Below are 19,458 nucleotides of genomic sequence, written 5' to 3'. Positions count from 1 at the left end.
AAATGGCAGAGATAAAACGAACCCAGCCGCTGGCGCGCGATGCCATGGCTTATGTGCTGGCCGGCGGCCGCGGCAGCCGCCTCAGGGAGTTGACCGACCGACGCGCCAAGCCGGCGGTCTATTTCGGCGGCAAGACGCGCATCATCGATTTTGCGCTCTCCAACGCGCTCAATTCCGGCATTCGCCGCCTCGGCGTCGCCACGCAATACAAGGCGCATTCGCTGATCCGCCACCTGCAGCGCGGCTGGAACTTCCTGCGGCCCGAGCGTAACGAGAGCTTCGACATCCTGCCGGCCAGCCAACGCGTGTCGGAAACGCAATGGTATGAGGGCACGGCCGATGCCGTGTACCAGAACATCGACATCATCGAGGCCTACGGGCCCGAATACATGGTCATCCTAGCCGGCGACCACATCTACAAAATGGACTACGAGCTGATGCTTCGCCAGCATGTCGAAGCCGGTGCTGATGTCACCGTCGGCTGCCTCGAAGTGCCGCGCATGGAGGCGACCGGCTTCGGTGTCATGCATGTCGATGCCAAGGACACCATCATCTCCTTCATCGAGAAGCCCGCCGATCCGCCCGGCATTCCCGACAAGCCGGATTTCGCCCTGGCCTCGATGGGCATCTATGTGTTCAAGACCAAGTTCCTGATGGAGCAACTGCGCCGCGACGCGGCCGAACCGGGCTCAAGCCGAGACTTCGGCAAGGACATCATCCCCTATGTCGTCGAGCATGGGAAAGCGATCGCCCATCGCTTCGCCAAATCCTGCGTGCGCTCGACCGCCGAGAACGAAGCCTACTGGCGCGATGTCGGGACGGTCGACGCCTATTGGGAAGCCAATATCGACCTGACCGACATCACGCCGGAGCTCGACCTCTACGACCGCGACTGGCCGATCTGGACCTATGCCGAGCTGAAGCCGCCGGCAAAGTTCGTGCATGACGAGGATGGCCGCCGCGGCTCTGCCGTGTCGTCGCTCGTCTCGGGCGATTGCATCGTCTCAGGCGCGTCACTGAAGCGAAGCCTGATCTTCACGGGCGCGCGCATCAATTCCTATTCGACGCTCGAGGACGTCGTCATGCTGCCCGACTGCCATGTCGGCCGGAACGCAAGGTTGAAGCGCGTGGTCATCGATCATGGCGTAAGGATACCGGAGGGGCTCGTGGTCGGCGAGGATCCCATTCTCGACGCCAAGCGCTTCCGCGTTTCCGAAAAGGGCATCTGCCTCGTCACGCAGGTCATGATCGACAAACTGGGGTTGTAGTGGATGCAGGTTCTGTCGGTCACGCCCGAAATATTCCCTCTGATCAAGACTGGCGGGCTTGCCGACGTGACCGGCGCGTTGCCCATCGCGCTCGCCGGCAACGGCGTGACGATGCGCACGCTCGTTCCCGGCTATCCCCAGATCATGGATGCCTTCAAGAAGAAAAAGGCCGTTCACCAATACTCGCAGCTGCAGGGCGGCAAAGCTTCGGTCCATGCCGTGGAGATTTCAGGGCTCGATCTTTTCGTGCTCGACGCGCCGCATCTGTTCGATCGTCCCGGCGGTCCCTATGGCAATGCCACCGGCGCCGACTGGCCGGATAATTGGCGGCGTTTCGCGGCCCTGAGCCAGGTTGGCGGCGACATCGCCGGCGGCGCCATCTCGGGCTACCAGCCGGACATCGTCCACGCCCATGACTGGCAATCGGCGATGACGCTGGCCTATATGCGCTACGGCAAGGCGGTCGGAACGCCGTCGATGATCACCGTCCACAACCTCGCTTTCCAGGGCCGGTTCGGCGCCGGCATCTTTGGCGAGCTTGGCTTGCCGGCGTCGGCCATGGCGCTCGACGGCGTCGAATATTATGGCGGCGTCGGCTTCCTCAAGGCCGGCCTGCAGGCCGCCTGGGCCATCACCACGGTCAGCCCGACCTATGCCCAGGAAATCCGCTCGCCCGAATTCGGCATGGGCCTTGATGGCCTGGTCAACATGCGGTCTGTCGATCTCTATGGCATCGTCAACGGCATCGATACCGAGATATGGGACCCGGCCACCGACAAGCATCTGGTCTCCAATTACACGGCCAAGACTTTGAAGGCGCGGCACCCCAACCGGACCGCCGTCGAGGATCGTTTCGACCTCAACCGCGACGACAGTCCGATCGTCTGTGTCATCAGCCGGCTCACCTGGCAGAAGGGCATGGATATATTGGCGGCGGTCGTTGACGGGATCATTGCGAGGGGTGCGCGCCTGGCGATCCTCGGATCCGGCGACGCCGGCCTCGAAGGTGCGCTGCTGGCCGCCGCCGCCCGCCACCGCGGTCGCATCGGCGTCGTTATCGGTTACGACGAGGGCCTTTCCCACACCATGCAGGGCGGCTGTGACGCCATCGTCATCCCGTCGCGCTTCGAGCCTTGCGGACTGACGCAGCTTTATGGCCTGCGCTATGGCTGCGTGCCGGTCGTCGCCCGCACCGGCGGCCTCGCTGACACGATCATCGATGCCAATGAAGCGTCCGTTTCGGCAGGCGTCGCGACCGGCTTCCAGTTCGCGCCCGCCGATGCCGGCGCCTTGCTGCACGCCATCCGCCGGCTGGTCGAAGCGCACGCCAACCCCACGGTCTGGACGTCGATGCAGCGGCAAGGCATGAAGGCCGACGTGTCGTGGGACAAAAGCGCGGAAAAATATGTTGAGCTCTATCGCTTGCTGCTTTCGAAAAGGGTTGCCTGAAGCATGACACAAACCGTCCCCACCAAACCCTATCTCGACCAGAAGCCCGGCACCTCCGGGCTGCGCAAGAAGGTGCCGGTGTTCCAGCAGGGGCACTATGCAGAGAACTTCATCCAGTCGATCTTCGATGCGCTGGATGGATTCAAGGGCAAGACCCTGGTGATCGGCGGCGACGGCCGCTTCTACAACCGCGAGGTCATCCAGAAGGCCATCGCCATGGCGGCAGCAAACGGCTTCGGCAAGGTGATGGTCGGGCAGGGCGGTATCCTGTCGACGCCGGCAGCTTCCAACGTCATCCGCAAATACAAGACTTTCGGCGGCATCATCTTGTCGGCCAGCCACAATCCAGGCGGCCCGCATGAGGATTTCGGCATCAAATACAATGCCGGCAATGGCGGCCCGGCGCCGGAAAAGCTGACCGACGCGATCTTCGCCAAGACCAAGGTGATCTCCAGCTTCAAGATCGCCGACGTCGAAACCGTCGACATCGACACAATCGGTACCGTCGAGGCGGGCGGCATGACGGTCGAGGTGATCGACCCGGTCGCCGACTATGCCGAGTTGATGGAAAGCCTGTTCGATTTCGATGCCTTGCGCGCGTTGTTCAAATCGGGTTTCCGCATGCGCTTCGACGCCATGCATGCCGTGACGGGTCCCTACGCCAAGGAGATCCTGGAAAACCGTCTCGGCGCGCCGAACGGCACCGCCCGTAACTTCATTCCCCTGCCGGATTTTGGCGGCCACCATCCCGATCCCAATCTGGTTCACGCCAAACACCTCTATGACGAGATGATGGGACCGGATGCGCCGGATTTCGGCGCCGCTTCCGACGGCGACGGCGACCGCAACCTGATCATCGGCAAGGGTATTTTCGTCACCCCGTCGGATTCCGTGGCCATGCTCGCCGCCAACGCCCATCTGGCGCCGGGGTATAAGGCCGGCCTGAAAGGCATCGCCCGCTCGATGCCGACCAGCGGTGCGGCCGACCGCGTCGCTGAAAAGCTCGGCATCGGCATCTATGAAACGCCGACCGGCTGGAAATTCTTCGGCAACCTTCTCGACGCCGGCATGGCGACGATCTGCGGCGAGGAAAGTGCCGGAACCGGCTCCAACCATGTCCGCGAAAAGGACGGGCTGTGGGCCGTGCTTTTGTGGCTCAATATCCTTGCTGCCCGCGGCGAAAGCGCCAAGCAGATCGTCACCGAGCACTGGGCGACCTATGGCCGCAACTACTATTCGCGCCATGACTATGAAGAGGTCGAGACCGACCGCGCCGACGCGCTGGTCGACGAATTGCGCGCCAAGCTCGCTTCGTTGCCCGGCACCAGCGTGCGCGGCATGAAGATCGCTGGCGCCGACGATTTCGCCTACCATGATCCGGTCGATGGCTCGATAGCCAAGCACCAGGGGATCAGGGTGCTGTTCGAAGGCGGATCGCGCGTCGTCTTCCGTCTCTCCGGCACCGGCACCTCGGGGGCGACGCTGCGCGTCTATATCGAGCGCTACGAGCCCGACAAGTCTAGGCACGATCTTGACACCCAGGAGGCGCTTGCCGATCTGATTGCGGCAGCCGATGATATCGCCGGGATTCGCGGCCATACCGGCCGCGTCAAGCCGAGCGTCATCACCTGATGCCATCTGGAATGCCGGCCGATTATCGGCCGCGATTTGGCGGACTTGTCGGGCAAGGCGGCATTCGTTTTGCCGCATGGTCGTCTGCGGCCAGCCGGCTCTGGGTCTCGATCTTTGACGAACGGGGAAACCGTGAGATCGACCGGCTCGAACTTCAGCCGGAAGGCGAGGGCGTTCACGCGCTTTTCGTTGCCGGCCTCGCTTCAGGCACCCGATACGGCTTTCGCGCCGATGGCGACTATGCGCCCGAGCGAGGGCTCTGGTTTGATCCCGACAAGCTGCTGGTCGACCCCTATGCCGTCGAGATCGACAGGCCGTATGTCTATGACGACCGGCTCGCCGCTCGCCGGGGCGAGGGCACCGACACCGCCCCGCTGCTGTCGAAGGCGATTGCCGGCGCCTTGGCAGAGCCGCTGGCTGCTCTGCCGCCGCTGTTCCAGCCCGGTGGACTGGTCTACGAAGTGCCGGTGCGAGCCTTCACCATGTTGCATCCGGACATCCCGAAGCAGCAGCGCGGCACGATTGCCGCCCTTGCCCATCCGGCCGTCGTCGAGCACTTGAAAAAACTCGGGGTCGGCGCGGTCGAATTGATGCCGATGACGGCGTCGATCGACGAACGACATCTGCCGCCACTCGGGCTCCGCAACACCTGGGGCTACAATCCCGTGACCTTCATGGCGCTCGATCCGCGCCTCGCGCCCGGCGGTCTCGCGGAATTGCGGCAGACGGTCGCCGCACTGCGTGAGGCCGGCATCGGTGTTATCCTCGACTTGGTCTTCAACCACACCGGCGAAAGCGACAGGTTTGGACCGACGCTGTCGCTGCGGGGCCTCGACAGCCGCGCCTACTACCGGCATTGGCCGGACGGCAGCCTGGTCAACGACACCGGCACCGGCAATACGGTCGCTTGCGATCATCCGGTCGTCCAGGAAATGGTCCTCGACACACTTCGTCATTTTGTCCGCCATGCCGGCGTCGACGGTTTCCGTTTCGATCTGGCGCCCATTCTAGGGCGGGTCGAGGGCGTTTTCGACACCGATGCGCCGTTGCTGAGAGCTGTTCGGAACGACCCGGTTCTTGGCGACAGGGTGCTGATCGCCGAGCCTTGGGATATCGGGCCGGACGGCTATCAGCTCGGCAACTTTCCGCCGCCTTTCCTCGAGTGGAGCGACAGATATCGCGACGATATCCGCCGCTTCTGGCGTGGCGATCGCGGCATGGTCGGCGCGCTGGCGACGCGGCTCGCCGGCTCGTCCGATGTCTTTGCCAAAGCGGGAGAGCGCACGAGCCACAGCGTCAACTTCATCGCCGCGCATGACGGCATGACGCTGGCCGATATCGTTGCCTACGAGCACAAGCATAACGAGGCCAATGGCGAGCAGAACAGAGATGGCCACAACGAGAACCTGTCATGGAATAATGGCGTCGAGGGCGAAACCGGCGACCTCGCGATTGCGAAGGCTCGCCTCGCTGATCAATGCGCGCTGCTGGCGACGCTGTTTGCTTCGCGTGGAACGATCATGCTGACCGCCGGTGACGAATTCGGCCGCACGCAAAAGGGCAACAACAACGCCTATGCGCAGGACAACGAAATCACCTGGCTCGACTGGGCCGGCCGGGACCAGACGCTGGAGCATTATGCCTCTGGACTTGCCGCGATGCGTCGCGCCGCGCCGGCACTTTCCGACACGCGCTTCCTGACCGGAGAGCCGCGGCCCGGGTCGGAAGTACCGGATGTTGCCTGGCTGACCGAGACCGGGGCGCCAGTCAATGAGAGAAGCTGGCAGAACCCTGAGCGGCATCGCCTGGCCATGGTGCTCGGCGGCACTGGCGACGGGGGCCGCCGTCTTGCGATCGTCGTCAATGGCGATCGTCGGGCCTGTATGTTCACGCTACCGGAGCGCGAGGGATTTTTCTGGGGCCCGGCCATGGAAACATCGGCTGGCGCTTTCGACATCTCGCGGCCGGTGCCTGGGCGAACGGTCGTTTTCATGATCGAGCGCAAGGTCGGGCCGGCCCGCATCGAGGAGAACCCATGATGGCTGATGACAATGCCGAGTGGTGGCGCGGCTGCGTCATCTATCAGATCTACCCGCGCTCCTTCCAGGACACGACGGGGGACGGTGGCGGCGATCTGCGTGGCATTGCCTCAAGGCTGGCTCACATTCCATCGCTTGGCGTCGACGCCATCTGGCTGTCGCCCTTCTTCAAGTCCCCGATGGCCGATATGGGCTACGACGTGTCCGACTATACAGCCGTCGATCCGATGTTCGGCACATTAGAGGATTTCGACGCGGTGGTCGCCGAGGCGCACCGTCTCGGCCTGAAAGTCATCATCGACCAGGTCCTGTCGCATTCGTCCGACCGGCATGAATGGTTCGTCGAAAGCCGCGCGAGCCGCGATAATCCCAGGGCCGACTGGTATGTCTGGGCCGATCCGAGGCCTGACGGCACCGCGCCCAACAACTGGCTGTCGGTTTTCGGCGGACCCGCCTGGGAGTGGGATGCGACCCGCAGACAATATTACATGCACAATTTCCTCGCCTCGCAGCCGGACCTGAATTTCCACAATCCGGAGGTTCAAGACGCCTTGCTGGAGACGGTGCGGTTCTGGCTGGAGCGCGGCGTCGACGGTTTCCGGCTGGATACGGTCAACTACTACGTCCATGACCGCTGGCTGCGCAGCAACCCGCCGCTGGCATCGAGCGTCGCCGGCACCAACACCGAAACCAATCCCTACCTCTACCAGGAGCATCTGTTCGACAAGACGCAGCCTGAAAACCTCGCTTTCCTCAAGCGTTTTCGGGCGCTGCTCGATGGATATGAGGGCCGCGCCGCTGTCGGTGAGGTCGGCGACGAGGGCCGTTCGTTGCAGACGCTCGCCGCCTACACCGCCGGCGGCGACAAGCTCGACATGTGCTACACTTTCGACCTGCTCGGTCCGCAATTCTCGGCAGCACACGTACGTGGCTGCGTCGAGGCTTTCGAGAGTACGGTCTCCGACGGCTGGGTCTGCTGGGCGTTTTCCAACCACGACGTCGTTCGCCATGTGACGCGCTGGACAAGGCCCGGCGGCGATCTGGAGGCGGTGGCAAAATTCTCGATCGCGCTGCTGTCGTGCCTGCGTGGATCGATCTGCCTCTATCAGGGCGAGGAGCTTGGGTTGGAGGAGGCGGAACTGGCGTTCGAGGATCTGCGCGACCCCTACGGCATCCGCTTCTGGCCCGGGTTCAAGGGCAGGGACGGATGCCGCACGCCGATGGTCTGGGAGAAAGGAGCCGACAATGCCGGTTTTTCCACTGGCAGACCGTGGCTTCCGGTGCCGGATAGCCATCGCGCCCGCGCGGTTGATGTCCAAAACGGCGAGGAGAAGTCGGTTCTAGCCAGCTACCGGGCGATGCTCGCCTTGCGCAAGCAGCATGTGGCCCTGGTACAGGGCTCGATCCGGTTTCTCGATGCAGAGGGTGATGTCCTTGCCTTCATTCGCGAAGGCGGCGGCGAGAAGCTGCTCTGCGTCTTCAATTTCGCCGACGAGCCGGCCGACTGGCCGTTGCCTCAGGATGCAGATGTTGCAGAGACAGTCGATCTTGGCGGCACTGATGCCGTCTTGCAGGATAAGATGCTGTCGCTGCCGCCCTTGGGCTGCTTCCTGGGACGAGCCGGCTGACCTCTCACCTGGCCGTCATTGAACGAGCACGGAGCGCCCGCAAGTCGCGCCCAGGACCCGGACATCGGCCTCGCCGACACGCACGCCCAGTGCCGCAAGCACGTTATAAACCAATTCGTCGACAGGCGCAGTCACACCGTTCAGCAGCGCCACAACTGCTGGCTTCACCGTTCCAAGCAGCGCGGTTACATCAAGCCCGAGGCCCAGCGCACTGACCGAAAGCGACAAATTGTTGACCAGCGACGTGGTAAGAGATTGCGTCAGGTTTTTCGTGGAAGCGGTCTTTATCGTCTTGTTTGCGATTTCGGTGCTGTTGAAGGTCAATGTCGTCGGCTCGGTGTTGGTGATCTCGAAGGCCGCAGAGCCATTCACGCCGATCAGATTCAGGGTGAGAAACAGAAGCTTCACGCTGACCTGCGCGATTTCGGCATTTTGAAACGACTGTGGGTTGCTGAAATCGGCGAAGGCGGAGGGGCTGTTGTCGGCATCGCTGGCGCCAAGGTGCAGCGATGCTAGGCTCGGGCGTGCGGCAATGGAAACCTTCAAACTGTCGGGATGCCCCGTCGGGCAACTGATGTCGGTCAGCTTGGCTTCGGCAGAGGCCACCTCGACATGCAGCGGCAGTTTGACGGCCAGGAGGCTGATGCCGCCACCGAGAGTCGCATTGCTGCCGCCGACCGACGCCACCAGCTTGATCCGTGTCTGCGCCGTACGCACCACGGCGCCCTTCTCGCCAATTGTCAGCCATGGCGAGAATTGCGCAGGTTCGCCGATGGCAACGGCAAGCGTGGTGGAGACAAGCCCCGGAATCGTGGCTCCGAGATTGAGCTCGACCTGCTTCGAGCCGTTGGCCAGTGCGGCGGCGGTAGTCAGTATGCCCATGGCGCTAGCGTCGACCGAAAAACCGGCCGACTTTTGCCCGAGGCCCAGTTGGCCAATTGATCCAAGGTCGACAAGATGATTGAGCCGTATCTTGACCGTGCTGGTGGTCCTCGAGGCGATTGTCTGCAAAGCAAGCTTGCTGGTGCTGCCAACGGGTGAAACATCAGCCATGGCCGTCGCTATCTGGCCCACCGTAGCTTTCGAAGCCAGCACCTCCGAATAGCTGACACCTGTCAGCTGCAACTGAACGGCAAGTGCGTCAAAGAACGAAAGCAGGTTGACGTCGGCAGCGATCAGAGCGTTGTAGTCCATGACGCTGAGCGAAATGTTGCCGCCCAGGAGGCCGCTGAGAAGCGAGTTCAGGATGCCGCCATTGACGCTGAGAAGCCTGGACCCGACCGAAAACATCGCCTGCGGCGCTATGCTGGCAACGGCTTGGGTACCGATCACCGGAGTCGCGATAAGCGAACTCGCGAAATAGCGGGCGGGTATCTTTTGCAGGGCGACATGGACGGCGTTGTAGGGCGTCTTGCCGGCCTCGAAGCGCTTGTCGACGCCGAGCGACGACTCTGGTGAATATCGACCGGCGGTGACCGACACAATGGTCTTTCCGAGAGTAGGAACGATTGCATGTCCTGCCTTCTGAACAACGATACCCGGCATCCCGTTATCGCCGAGCGTTGTCACCACCGCGGCCTCGATGTTGTTGATGTTTGAGGCGGCCGTGATTGCCGCCAGATCGGTTATTGTCTGGGCCTCCCGGCGCTCCACATAGATCGAACCTTCATCGATGGCGAAGGCAGCCAGCGCCAGCGCGAACGGAGCGCAAAGCGCCGTCATGACGGTGAAGTTCGCCTTCGAGTCGCCAAGCATCGAGCGGGCGACCCGGCCGATCCTCCCCAGCAAAAGTTCCGACATTCAGATGCCTCCGACTCGTATCGTCGATTTGCGCGAGATCGTGGTTCCAGGCATGGGCAGCGCCGGGAATAGATTCCAGACGGGCAAATTGCGGGCATCGTATTGGATGGACACCACGAACTGTTTTCCGTCGGCCGTGCTGTCTTTAGCCTGATAGGTCAGCTTGTCGGAATCGACAAAGGGATATCCGCTGGCGTTGTTGTTGACGAAACTGGTCACCAGCGCTTGGCGCTCGGTTTCGTTCAGCCCGGCAATAGCCGTGCGTGCGGCGTCCGCCGCGATCTGCTGCACGGAGTTGCTTGCACCAAAATAAATACCATATGCAACCATTCCGAGCAAGAGCAGGATAAAAATGGGCGAAAGCAGTGCAAACTCGATTGCAGAGGTGCCGGAATTTTCTCTACATAGACGCCAGATTATTCTTAAGTGGAGTGTTTTTTGGCACTTTGTGGCGGCTGCCTTACTTTCTGTGCTGTTCATACCCTTTGCCCGTTGGGAGATGTGTGAGATCTATCGAAGCCCATCGTGCAATGTAACCCATGGTTGCTTAAAGGCGGCTTAAGACATTTCGACAAAGTGGAATCGACGACAGGTTTCTTGCCGGAAACGAAAATCTCGAAGTGAGAAAACGCAGCCAAGCCTATGGTTTCAATTACTGTTCTATCGGCCACGAGGTAGCTCTCGGCGCGCCTTACTTTGGGTGACCCCTAGAGCCTGTTGAAATAAAAATTCTCCACGTTACTGTCTGGCCACCAGCTGCCGGAAAGGGAACCGGCGGCGCGCTCAAAGGGGCCATCTAATCGGTTTCGGGGCGTCAACACTCAAGAGGCGTAGCTGTAGGGCCGTCTCGACAGGGAGAACTTCATGCTGAAAAATATGCTGAAGGCGACGGTATTCGCCACAACCATGACGTTGGCCGCGGGCACGTTCTACGCGCCGGCTTTCGCCGAGGTCGTCTATAACAGAGGCAGCGCCGCCGAAGTGGAGTCGGTCGACCCGCACAAGACCTCGACAGTCTACGAAGCCAATGTTTTGCGCGACCTGTTCCAGGGACTGGTCATGCAAGATCAAAAGGCGAATGTCATTCCGGGCGCCGCCGAGAGCTGGACGGTATCGGACGACGGCACCGTCTATACCTTCAAGCTGCGCAAGGACGGCGTCTGGTCGGACGGCAGCCCGGTGACGGCAGATGACTTCGTCTACTCTTTCCAGCGGCTGGAAGACCCGGCCACCGGCGCCGAATATGCCTCGATGCTCTATCCCGTGAAGAACGCCGAGGAGGTGAACACCAAGAAGGCCAAGCCCGAGGAGATGGGCGTCAAGGCAATTGACGCAAGTACCCTGGAAGTGACGCTGAAGGCGCCCACGCCCTACTTCCTCGAAATGCTGACCCACCAGGCGGCCTATCCGGTCAACAAGGCTTCCATCGAAAAGCTTGGCGCAGATTGGATCAAGCCGGGCAACCTGGTCTCCAACGGCGCCTTTACGCTGGCGGAGTGGGTTCCCAACGACCACATCAAACTGGTCAAGAATCCGAAATTCTGGGATGCTGCGACCGTCAAGATCGACACCGTCAACGTTATCCCGACCGAAGACCGCTCGTCGGCGATGAAGCGCTTCGAGGCCGGCGAACTCGACAGCTACGATGATCTCCCGACCGAACAGCTCGCCGATCTCAAGGCCAAGTTTGGCGATCAAATCCGCGTCGGGCCGTATCTCGGCACCTACTATTATGCGATCAAGACCGACAAGGCCCCATGGGATAATGTCGAGCTGCGCAACGCCATCTCCATGGCAATCGACCGCGACTTCATTGCCGAAAAGGTCTGGCAGAACTCGATGCTGCCCGGTTATTCGATGGTGCCTCCGGGCATCGAGGGTTACACGCCGGCAATGGCCAAGTATGCTGAGATGTCGCAAATCGACCGCGAGGACGAAGCCAAGAAGGTGCTTGAGAAGCTTGGCTACACGCCCGAGAATCCGCTGAAGATGGAAATCCGCTACAACACTTCGGAAAACCACAAGAACACCGCGGTCGCCATCCAGGAACAGTTGAAGCCGCTCGGCATCGAAATCACGTTGCTCAACACCGACACCAAGACCCACTACTCCTTCCTGGAGCAGAAGGGCGACTATGACGTCGCGCGTGCCGCCTGGATTGCGGACTACAAGGATCCGGAAACCTTCCTCGGCATCACCCGCAAGGCCAGTGGCAACAACTATTCGGTCTACAACAGCCCGAAATACGAGGAGGCCATGGACAAGGCGGCAGCCGCCGGCGGCAAGCCCGAAGAGCGCATGAAGGAACTCGCCAAGGCCGAGCGCATCCTCGTCGATGAGGTCGGCAACATCCCGCTTCTCTACTATAGTTATCACGATATCGTTTCTCCGAAGCTTCATGGCTTCGAGGACAACGTCATGGACGTGCATCCGTCGCGCTTCATCTCCAAGGACTGATTTTCCTTGGCCGAACTGCCGCTCTTTTGCAGCGCCGCGCGTCCTTCGGGACGCGCAAAGGACGCTGTAACGCTTTGATTTTGCGCATGGCCCCTTCCGAACCTTCGGTTCGGTTCGGGGTCATGAGTTAGGGCGGCGGTTCCGGTTTGCTAGCAAAGCGGGGAACCGATGCTGCGTTACGTATTTCGGCGGCTCCTGACCGCCATTCCGACGCTGTTCGTCATCGTGACGATGGCGTTCTTCCTGATACGCGTCGCGCCGGGCGGGCCATTCAATCAGGAGCGGGGCCTGAGTCCGGAGATCAAGGCCAATCTTGAAGCGCAGTTTGGCCTGAACGATCCGCTCTGGCTGCAATATGTCCACTATCTCGGCAATCTGCTGCGCGGCAATTTCGGGCCGAGCTACAACATGCCGGATTTCACCGTCACCGAATTGTTTGCCAAGGGGCTGCCCATTTCGATTCAGATCGGCGCCTCGGCCCTGATCCTGGCGCTGCTGCTCGGCAGTCTCCTCGGCACCATTGCCGCGCTCAATCAGAACAAGCTTGCCGACTATTCGGTGATTGCGCTGGCTGCCGCTGGCAGCACTATCCCGACCTTCGTCATCGCACCAGTGATCCAGCTTTTGTTCGGTCTGACCTGGAAGCTGCTGCCGATCGGCGGCTGGGGGGATGGCGCTCTCCTCAACAAGGTCGGGCCTGTGCTGACCCTCGCTTTGCCGCAGATCGCCATCGTCGCCCGCCTGATGCGCGGCTCGATGATCGAATCGTTGCGCTCGCACCACATCCGCACCGCACGCGCGCTCGGTCTGTCGGACTGGTCGGTGGTCGTCAAGCATGCGCTGCGCGGCGCCATTCTGCCGATCGTCTCCTTCACCGGCCCGGCGGCGGCGGCATTGCTCACCGGCTCGATCATCGTCGAGACGATTTTCGCCGTTCCCGGCATCGGCCGCTATTTCGTCGAGGCTGCGCTCAACCGCGACTACACGCTGGTCATGGGCACCGTGGTGGTCATCGCTCTGTTCACCATCGTCTTCAACCTGATCGTCGACATCATGTACGCCTTCGTCGATCCGAGAGTGCGCTATGACTGACATCGCAGCCACCGTTCCGGCCGTCGTCGGCCGCTCCCTGTGGGCCGATGCCTGGGCGCGCCTCAAGGCCAATCGCGCCGCCATGTTCAGCCTGTATTATCTTGCCTTCATCGCGCTCCTCAGCGTGTTCGGGCCCTCTTTGGTGCCGCATCGATACACCACCATCTACGCCGACTATGTGCGCACGCCGCCGAGCTTCTCGGCCTATCCGAAGGCCGACAAGATCGAAACGGCGCTCAATGAGGCGATCAAGCGTATGCGTGTCGACATCAAGGAGTGGCGGCAGGAAGACAATCGCATCTTCGTCACCGTCACATCTTCCAAGCCGATCGACGACCGCAATGTCCGCTACCTCGACCGTTCCGATGCCTTCGACAACACGAAGATCGAGAGCAAATCGCCTGACGGCCTTGAAGCGGTGATGAGCGCTTCGATCAGGCAGCAGTATTTCCTGTTCGGCACCGACAATACCGGCCGCGATCTCCTGTCGCGGACGCTGATGGCCGGGCGCATCTCGCTGGCCATCGGCCTGCTCGCCGGGGTCGTCGCCGGCGTCATCGGCGTGCTCTATGGCGCTACTGCCGGCCTTGCCGGCGGCAAGGTCGACGAGGTGATGATGCGCATCGTCGATGTGCTTTATTCGCTGCCGTTCATCTTCTTCGTCATCATGCTGGTGGTCTTCTTCGGCCGGAACTTCGTGCTGATGTTCCTTGCGGTCGGCGCCGTGCTCTGGCTCGACATGGCGCGCATCGTGCGCGGTCAGGCGCTGTCGATCCGGCGGCAGGAATATGTCCAGGCGGCGGAGGCGATGGGCATCGGCCAGCGCGGCATCCTGATCCGCCACGTCATTCCCAACCTGCTTGGCCCAGTGGTCATCTACATGACGCTGCTGGTGCCGCATGTCATCATCCTGGAGAGTTTCCTGTCCTTCCTCGGGCTTGGCGTGCAGGAACCGATGACCAGCTGGGGCGTACTGATCTCGACCGGCGCCAAGAACATCGGCACCGCCAACTGGCTGCTCTTGTTCCCTGCCTTCTTTCTCGTCTCGACGCTGTTCGCGCTGAACTTCGTTGGCGACGGCCTGCGCGATGCGCTCGACCCTAGGGATCGTTGAGATGGACGCTTCCGAAACGATCCTCAACGTTAAAGACCTTCGCGTCCGCTTTCGAACGCTCGACGGCGTGGTCGAGGCGGTCAAGGGCATCAACATCCACGTTAATGCAGGCGAAACCGTCGCCGTGGTCGGTGAATCCGGGTCCGGCAAGAGCCAGACGATGATGGCAGCGATGAGCCTGCTGGCCTCGAACGGCGAGGCGACAGGCGTCGTCGACTATCGCGGCCGCAACCTTTTAACCCTAAGCAAGCCCGAGTTGAACAAGGTCCGCGGCCGCAAGATCAGCATGATCTTCCAGGAGCCGATGACCTCGCTCGATCCGCTCTATTCGATCGGCAATCAGCTGATCGAACCGATCCGCCGGCATCGCGGGCTTAGTGCGGCGCAAGCACGCGAAGAGGCGCTCAAGCTCTTGCGGCTGGTTCATATTCCCGATCCCGAACGGCGGATGAAATCCTACCCGCATGAAATGTCGGGTGGCCAGCGACAGCGGGTCATGATCGCCATGGCTCTGGCCAACGATCCCGACATACTGATCGCAGACGAACCGACGACGGCGCTCGACGTGACGATCCAGGCGCAGATCCTCATGCTGCTCGCCGAGCTGCAGCGCAAGCTCGGCATGGCGATCGTCTTCATCACCCATGATCTCGGCATCGTCCGGCGCTTTGCCGACCGCGTCTACGTCATGCGCTACGGCGAAGTCGTCGAGGAGGGTGATGCGGAAGCGATCTTCGTCAACCCGCAGCATGCCTACACCAAGATGCTGCTGGCCGCCGAGCCGACCGGAACCAAGGCGCCGCCACCGCCAAACGCGCCCGTCCTGCTCGAAGGCAGGAATGTCGAAGTGAACTTCAAGATCGGCGGCGGGTTTCTTGCCGGAGAGCCGCTGGTGCTGCGCGCGGTCGATCACATTTCGATCCGCCTTCAGCGGAACCAGACCATCGGCATCGTCGGCGAATCCGGTTCGGGAAAATCGACGCTCGGGCGGGCTTTGCTGCGGCTCCTGCCAAGTGATGGCCTCATCCGCTTTGGCGATCGCGATATCTCCTCCGCCGACCGTCAGGCCATGCGGCCGCTGCGGCGTGAATTGCAGCTCGTGTTCCAGGACCCTTTCGGTTCGCTGTCGCCGCGCATGACCGTCGGCCAGGTCATCACCGAAGGGCTTCTGGTGCATGAGCCGACCCTGTCGGGCAGGCAGCGCGATCTGCGCGCGGTCGAGGCCCTGCGCGAAGTCGGACTCGATCCGAATGCGCGCAATCGCTACCCGCACGAATTCTCCGGCGGCCAGCGCCAGCGCATTGCCATCGCGCGCGCGATGATCCTCAAGCCCAAGGTGGTCGTGCTCGACGAGCCGACCTCGGCGCTCGACCGCTCCGTCCAGAAGCAGATCGTCGAGCTGCTGCGCAAGCTGCAGGCCGACCATGAATTGTCCTATCTGTTCATCAGCCACGATCTCGCCGTCGTGCGCGCCATGGCCGACTACATCATCGTCATGAAGCAAGGCAAGATCGTCGAGGAAGGGCCGACCGAGGCGATCTTCAGCAATCCGCAAGCTACCTACACGCAGACGCTCATGGCCGCGGCCATCGACGTCACTCGGTTTCGCTTAAGCGCGTAACGCGATCAGTCAGGCCTGCAGCGGAGGGAGATTTTTTCGGGAGCAAAACAGCCAACCACTGGCCGTTCCGGGAGAAGGGAGACAGTTCATTCCGGCTAGGTGATTAGTATCAAGTCTGACCACACAAACCCTGAAGAGTGGGACCCACGTGATTGACCTTTCGGGATCAACGCCGACAAAAGCGTAAATGCGCAATGGGGATAAACCACGCATGCTTTGAGCTTGCATTCCAGACAGAGCACCCGCCTGATTTGCGCGACAGTTGGCTGTTGTTAACGAACATCCAGCGCAGGTCGATGTAGGAAAACGTCGCTAGTCGGGTCGAGCGCGGCAGATGCCGGCGAGAATGGTTCAGTCGAAGAAGCCCGCGTCCTCTTCCCTGAGGTACTTCCTGGTTGCTTCGGCGTCGATATCGAGGCCCAGCCCCGGCGCTTCCAGCAGGTCCACCATGCTGTCCTTCACGACCTGCTCAGGCAGGCCAATGACGATGTCGCTCCACCACGGGTCCGAAGCGCTGGGATATTCGAAAGCCACGTAGTTGGCGGGCAACGTGGCGCAGACATTGATCAGCGCGCCGAGGCCGAGCAGGCCGTTCGCCGTGCCGTGCGGCGCCATCAGGATCGAGTGCATATAGGCGTGCTCGGCCACCCATTTGAGCTCGGCTATGCCACCGATATCGGCAGGATCGGGACCAATGACGCGCACCGCCTGCGTCTCGATCAGCTCCTTGAAATTGTGCCGCAGGTAGATCTGCTCGCCGGTATGGATTGGCGTCGAGGTGGAGGTGGTCAGCTCCCGATAGGCCTGCGGATTGACCCACGGCACATAGTCGCCGGTCAGCATGTCCTCGAGCCACATCAAATTGTATTTCTCGACCGCGCGAGCGAACTTGATCGCATCCGGCAGCATCCAGCCCGGGCCGCAGTCGAGCGCCAGGCTGACCTTGTCGCCCAGCACTTCTTTCATTGCGATCACGCAGTCGAGCATGTGATTGAAACCGCGCTCGCTGATCATGCCCTGATCCATGGCGCCGTGATAGCCTGCCTTCTTCTGCGTCACGCCGTAATGGAAGCCCTCGATAGTGTCCTTCATATTGGAGTGGAACGAGATTCCTTGCTTGACCATGAAGAAGTTCTGAGGCTGCTCCATCATCCATTTGACATCAGCGGCGTAGTCCTCCGGCCGGTCGCCCGTGCGTTTCTGGCGGATCGAGCCGTTGTAGACGCGCACCTTGTCGCGCACTTTGCCGCCGAGCAGTTTGTAGGCCGGCACGCCTGCAGCCTTGCCGGCAATGTCCCATAGCGCATGCTCGATAGCGCTCACCGCCGCGCCATAGGGCTTGAAAGAGCCGCGTTGGCGGATCTTCAGCATCACCCGCTCGACGTCGGTTGGGTCCTCGCCGATCAGGGCCTCGCGGAAATGCAGCACCCAGGGCTTGAGGTAGGGCTTGGTGTACTCGACCTCGCCCAGGCCATAGAGGCCCTCGTCGGTGACGACGCGAACGATGGGGTGCTTGCCGATGACGGCACAGCGGAGATCGGTGATCTTCATGGCGCAGTCCTATTTCACAGACGAGAAAGCTGTCGGCGTGAGCAACTGGCTGCTGATATTGGCAATGATCTGCCCGTCGCGCTCAGACTCGTCCCGGGCTCTGTGCCATGCCGGATCGGTGACGAAAGCCGCCCATTTCGCCTCACGCTCGGCCAGCGATTCCCAGGCGAGGAAATAGGTGAGGCGATTGCTGTTTTCGCCGATCGCCGTGGTGAAAAACCCGGCTTGGCGGATGCCATGCCTCTCCCAGATGGCCAGCGTTTGGTCGGAAAAGCGCTTGAGCAAAGCCGGCAGCCTGCCCGGCAGGCAGTCATAGATACGCAGTTCGTAGATCATGGTTTCGTCCGTTTCTTTCTTCGCCTCTCCATTGGGAGAGGTCGACACGAATGGTCGGTCGTTGGCCCTGTGAGCCCGGGGGGAATGAGGGAAGGGGTCTGGGCTAACTCCAGGTCCGGTCCCAGCTATATTCATTGTCCCAATGCTCGGTGGATTGCCATATCCCCGTGACCCCCGGTTGCAGGTGCAGCGAGATTACCTCGTCGACTACGTCGTCAATCCCCAGGCCCGGCTTGTCCAGAACAGTGATAAAGCCGTCCTTGACGAGCGGCTTGGGAACGCCGGTGACGATATCGTCCCACCAGTCGACATCGGCGGAGTGATATTCGAGCGCCATGAAGTTTTCGGTCGCGGTCGCGACATGCGCCGCAGCCATTGCCGCGATTGGACTTTCCGCCATATGGATCGCCATGGCGACACCATGGTCCTGTGCCGCGTCGCCGATCTTCTTGGTCTCGAGGATGCCGCCGGTGGTCAGCAAGTCCGGATGGATGGCCGAGATGCCTGAGTTGAGCAGCGGCTCGAAGCCTTCCTTGAGGTAGATGTCCTCACCCGTGCAGATCGGCACGGACGTAGCCTGCTGCAACTGCCGATACTGCTCAGTGTACTGCCAGGGGATCACGTCCTCGAGCCAGGCCGGTGCATATTTCTCGATCCGCCGGGCGAGACGGATGCCGTCTTGCAGCGAGATGTGGCCGACATGGTCGATGGCGAGCGGGATCTCGTATCCGATCACCTCGCGGACCTCGTGGATATACTGCTCGAGCAGGTCGATACCCTTTTCGGTGAAATGCAGGCCCGTGAACGGGTGCTGCACGTTCTGCGCATCGTAGGCGAGATTGCGCGCCTTGCGCTCCTCGAGCGCGCCGCCACGGCCGCGTGGATTGGCGTGAAACCCTTCAAGCGCGCCGGCGGGCGCGGCCACGGCGCCCGGGACATGGGCGATCTGCATCAAACCCAGGTCCATCTTGAGGAAGGTGAAACCACGGTCCATGCGCTCCTTGAGACGCTTTCCGGTTTCGGTGCCGCTCGGTTTCTCGGCGTCGGTATCGCAATAGACGCGCACCTTGTCGCGAAACTTGCCGCCGAGCATCTGGTAGATCGGGACGCCATAGGCCTTGCCGGCGAGATCCCACAATGCGATTTCCACCGCAGAGACGCCGCCGCCTTGCCGGCCGTGCCCGCCAAACTGCTTGATACGGCGAAACAGGCGATCGATGTCGCAAGGGTTCTCGCCAAGCAGCCGGCTTTTCAGCATCAGCGCGTAGGTCGCGCTGGCGCCGTCGCGCACCTCACCAAGCCCCACGATTCCCTGGTTGGTGTAAATCTTGAGCAGCGCCGAGGTGAACGGCGCGCCGACGATTTCGGCAACCCGCATGTCGGTGATGCGAAGGTCGGACGGCTTGGAGTCCGTGTTCACCCGATTGAGCGCCTCGTCGGCCCCATCTGTTTTTGGCATGATCAGTCCTCG

14 protein-coding genes are annotated in these 19,458 nt (G+C 61.6%); 9 read left to right on the top strand and 5 right to left on the bottom strand.

The genetic code is table 11. The features are described from left to right. Positions 1-2: 2 nt before the first annotated feature. The 5 genes from glgC to EN885_RS01140 are packed head-to-tail and all read left to right on the top strand — an operon-like array spanning position 3 to position 8,016. Positions 3-1,268: a glucose-1-phosphate adenylyltransferase gene (gene glgC, locus EN885_RS01160; protein ID WP_095486215.1), complete on the top strand. Its 1,266-nt coding sequence runs from the start codon at positions 3-5 to the stop codon at positions 1,266-1,268. 3 nt (positions 1,269-1,271) lie between these two features. After that, on the top strand, positions 1,272-2,717 hold the full coding sequence (gene glgA / locus EN885_RS01155; RefSeq protein ID WP_128241569.1) for a glycogen synthase GlgA: 1,446 nt from the start codon (positions 1,272-1,274) through the stop codon (positions 2,715-2,717). A 3-nt stretch (positions 2,718-2,720) separates the two neighbouring features. Beyond that, positions 2,721-4,349: an alpha-D-glucose phosphate-specific phosphoglucomutase gene (locus EN885_RS01150; RefSeq protein ID WP_128241568.1), complete on the top strand. Its 1,629-nt coding sequence runs from the start codon at positions 2,721-2,723 to the stop codon at positions 4,347-4,349. An 11-nt stretch (positions 4,350-4,360) separates the two neighbouring features. Further along, positions 4,361-6,388 carry a glycogen debranching protein GlgX gene (glgX, locus tag EN885_RS01145; RefSeq protein WP_128241567.1) on the top strand — a complete coding sequence of 676 codons (2,028 nt, stop codon included), beginning with the start codon at positions 4,361-4,363 and terminating at the stop codon, positions 6,386-6,388. Continuing rightward, positions 6,388-8,016, top strand: a complete 1,629-nt coding sequence (locus tag EN885_RS01140) for an alpha-glucosidase family protein (RefSeq protein ID WP_128241566.1) — start codon at positions 6,388-6,390, stop codon at positions 8,014-8,016. Before glgX ends, EN885_RS01140 begins: the two co-directional genes overlap by 1 nt. A gap of 15 nt (positions 8,017-8,031) precedes the next feature. On the opposite strand, the gene EN885_RS01135 is transcribed toward EN885_RS01140, so the two are convergent. Together EN885_RS01135 and EN885_RS01130 are read right to left on the bottom strand one after the other, a co-directional pair. Continuing rightward, a complete protein-coding gene (locus EN885_RS01135) occupies positions 8,032-9,816 on the bottom strand; it encodes a pilus assembly protein TadG-related protein (protein WP_245492956.1) in 1,785 nt (594 codons plus the stop codon). Further along, on the bottom strand, positions 9,817-10,296 hold the full coding sequence (locus EN885_RS01130; protein ID WP_245492955.1) for a TadE/TadG family type IV pilus assembly protein: 480 nt from the start codon (positions 10,294-10,296) through the stop codon (positions 9,817-9,819). Between the two features lie 384 nt (positions 10,297-10,680). Here EN885_RS01130 and EN885_RS01125 point away from each other — a divergent pair, with 384 nt between their 5' ends. The 4 genes from EN885_RS01125 (at position 10,681) to EN885_RS01110 (ending at position 16,100) form a co-directional block, all read left to right on the top strand. Then, on the top strand, positions 10,681-12,273 hold the full coding sequence (locus tag EN885_RS01125) for a peptide ABC transporter substrate-binding protein (RefSeq protein WP_095486239.1): 1,593 nt from the start codon (positions 10,681-10,683) through the stop codon (positions 12,271-12,273). Between the two features lie 168 nt (positions 12,274-12,441). Continuing rightward, positions 12,442-13,365, top strand: a complete 924-nt coding sequence (locus tag EN885_RS01120) for an ABC transporter permease subunit (RefSeq protein ID WP_095486240.1) — start codon at positions 12,442-12,444, stop codon at positions 13,363-13,365. After that, on the top strand, positions 13,358-14,479 hold the full coding sequence (locus EN885_RS01115; protein ID WP_095486241.1) for an ABC transporter permease subunit: 1,122 nt from the start codon (positions 13,358-13,360) through the stop codon (positions 14,477-14,479). Before EN885_RS01120 ends, EN885_RS01115 begins: the two co-directional genes overlap by 8 nt. Position 14,480: 1 nt before the next feature. After that, positions 14,481-16,100, top strand: a complete 1,620-nt coding sequence (locus tag EN885_RS01110; protein WP_128241565.1) for an ABC transporter ATP-binding protein — start codon at positions 14,481-14,483, stop codon at positions 16,098-16,100. A 351-nt stretch (positions 16,101-16,451) separates the two neighbouring features. On the opposite strand, the gene EN885_RS01105 is transcribed toward EN885_RS01110, so the two are convergent. The 3 genes from EN885_RS01105 to EN885_RS01095 form a co-directional block, all read right to left on the bottom strand. After that, the gene (locus EN885_RS01105) at positions 16,452-17,651 is read right to left on the bottom strand and encodes a mandelate racemase/muconate lactonizing enzyme family protein (protein ID WP_128241564.1); all 1,200 of its coding nucleotides are present in this window, start codon (positions 17,649-17,651) and stop codon (positions 16,452-16,454) included. 9 nt (positions 17,652-17,660) lie between these two features. Continuing rightward, the gene (locus tag EN885_RS01100; protein WP_095486584.1) at positions 17,661-17,987 is read right to left on the bottom strand and encodes an NIPSNAP family protein; all 327 of its coding nucleotides are present in this window, start codon (positions 17,985-17,987) and stop codon (positions 17,661-17,663) included. A 103-nt stretch (positions 17,988-18,090) separates the two neighbouring features. Beyond that, entirely contained in the window at positions 18,091-19,446 is a 1,356-nt protein-coding gene (locus tag EN885_RS01095; protein ID WP_128241563.1) for a mandelate racemase/muconate lactonizing enzyme family protein, read from the bottom strand. Positions 19,447-19,458 lie beyond the last annotated feature (12 nt).

This window comes from Mesorhizobium sp. M6A.T.Cr.TU.014.01.1.1 (assembly GCF_004022765.1).
Taxonomy (GTDB): domain Bacteria; phylum Pseudomonadota; class Alphaproteobacteria; order Rhizobiales; family Rhizobiaceae; genus Mesorhizobium; species Mesorhizobium mediterraneum.
The sequence above is the reverse complement of the archived record's forward strand: the minus strand, read 5'-3'. Positions and strand labels throughout refer to the sequence as shown.

What these genes read in the sequence shown, in the direction of transcription:
- EN885_RS01130 (WP_245492955.1), bottom strand. Translation starts at nt 10,296, where the DNA reads ATGAACAGCACAGAAAGTAAGGCAGCCGCCACAAAGTGCCAAAAAACA.
- EN885_RS01095 (WP_128241563.1), bottom strand. Translation starts at nt 19,446, where the DNA reads ATGCCAAAAACAGATGGGGCCGACGAGGCGCTCAATCGGGTGAACACG.
- EN885_RS01100 (WP_095486584.1), bottom strand. Translation starts at nt 17,987, where the DNA reads ATGATCTACGAACTGCGTATCTATGACTGCCTGCCGGGCAGGCTGCCG.
- EN885_RS01125 (WP_095486239.1), top strand. Translation starts at nt 10,681, where the DNA reads ATGCTGAAAAATATGCTGAAGGCGACGGTATTCGCCACAACCATGACG.
- glgA (WP_128241569.1), top strand. Translation starts at nt 1,272, where the DNA reads ATGCAGGTTCTGTCGGTCACGCCCGAAATATTCCCTCTGATCAAGACT.
- glgX (WP_128241567.1), top strand. Translation starts at nt 4,361, where the DNA reads ATGCCGGCCGATTATCGGCCGCGATTTGGCGGACTTGTCGGGCAAGGC.
- EN885_RS01140 (WP_128241566.1), top strand. Translation starts at nt 6,388, where the DNA reads ATGGCTGATGACAATGCCGAGTGGTGGCGCGGCTGCGTCATCTATCAG.
- EN885_RS01110 (WP_128241565.1), top strand. Translation starts at nt 14,481, where the DNA reads ATGGACGCTTCCGAAACGATCCTCAACGTTAAAGACCTTCGCGTCCGC.
- EN885_RS01135 (WP_245492956.1), bottom strand. Translation starts at nt 9,816, where the DNA reads ATGTCGGAACTTTTGCTGGGGAGGATCGGCCGGGTCGCCCGCTCGATG.
- EN885_RS01115 (WP_095486241.1), top strand. Translation starts at nt 13,358, where the DNA reads ATGACTGACATCGCAGCCACCGTTCCGGCCGTCGTCGGCCGCTCCCTG.
- glgC (WP_095486215.1), top strand. Translation starts at nt 3, where the DNA reads ATGGCAGAGATAAAACGAACCCAGCCGCTGGCGCGCGATGCCATGGCT.
- EN885_RS01150 (WP_128241568.1), top strand. Translation starts at nt 2,721, where the DNA reads ATGACACAAACCGTCCCCACCAAACCCTATCTCGACCAGAAGCCCGGC.
- EN885_RS01105 (WP_128241564.1), bottom strand. Translation starts at nt 17,651, where the DNA reads ATGAAGATCACCGATCTCCGCTGTGCCGTCATCGGCAAGCACCCCATC.
- EN885_RS01120 (WP_095486240.1), top strand. Translation starts at nt 12,442, where the DNA reads ATGCTGCGTTACGTATTTCGGCGGCTCCTGACCGCCATTCCGACGCTG.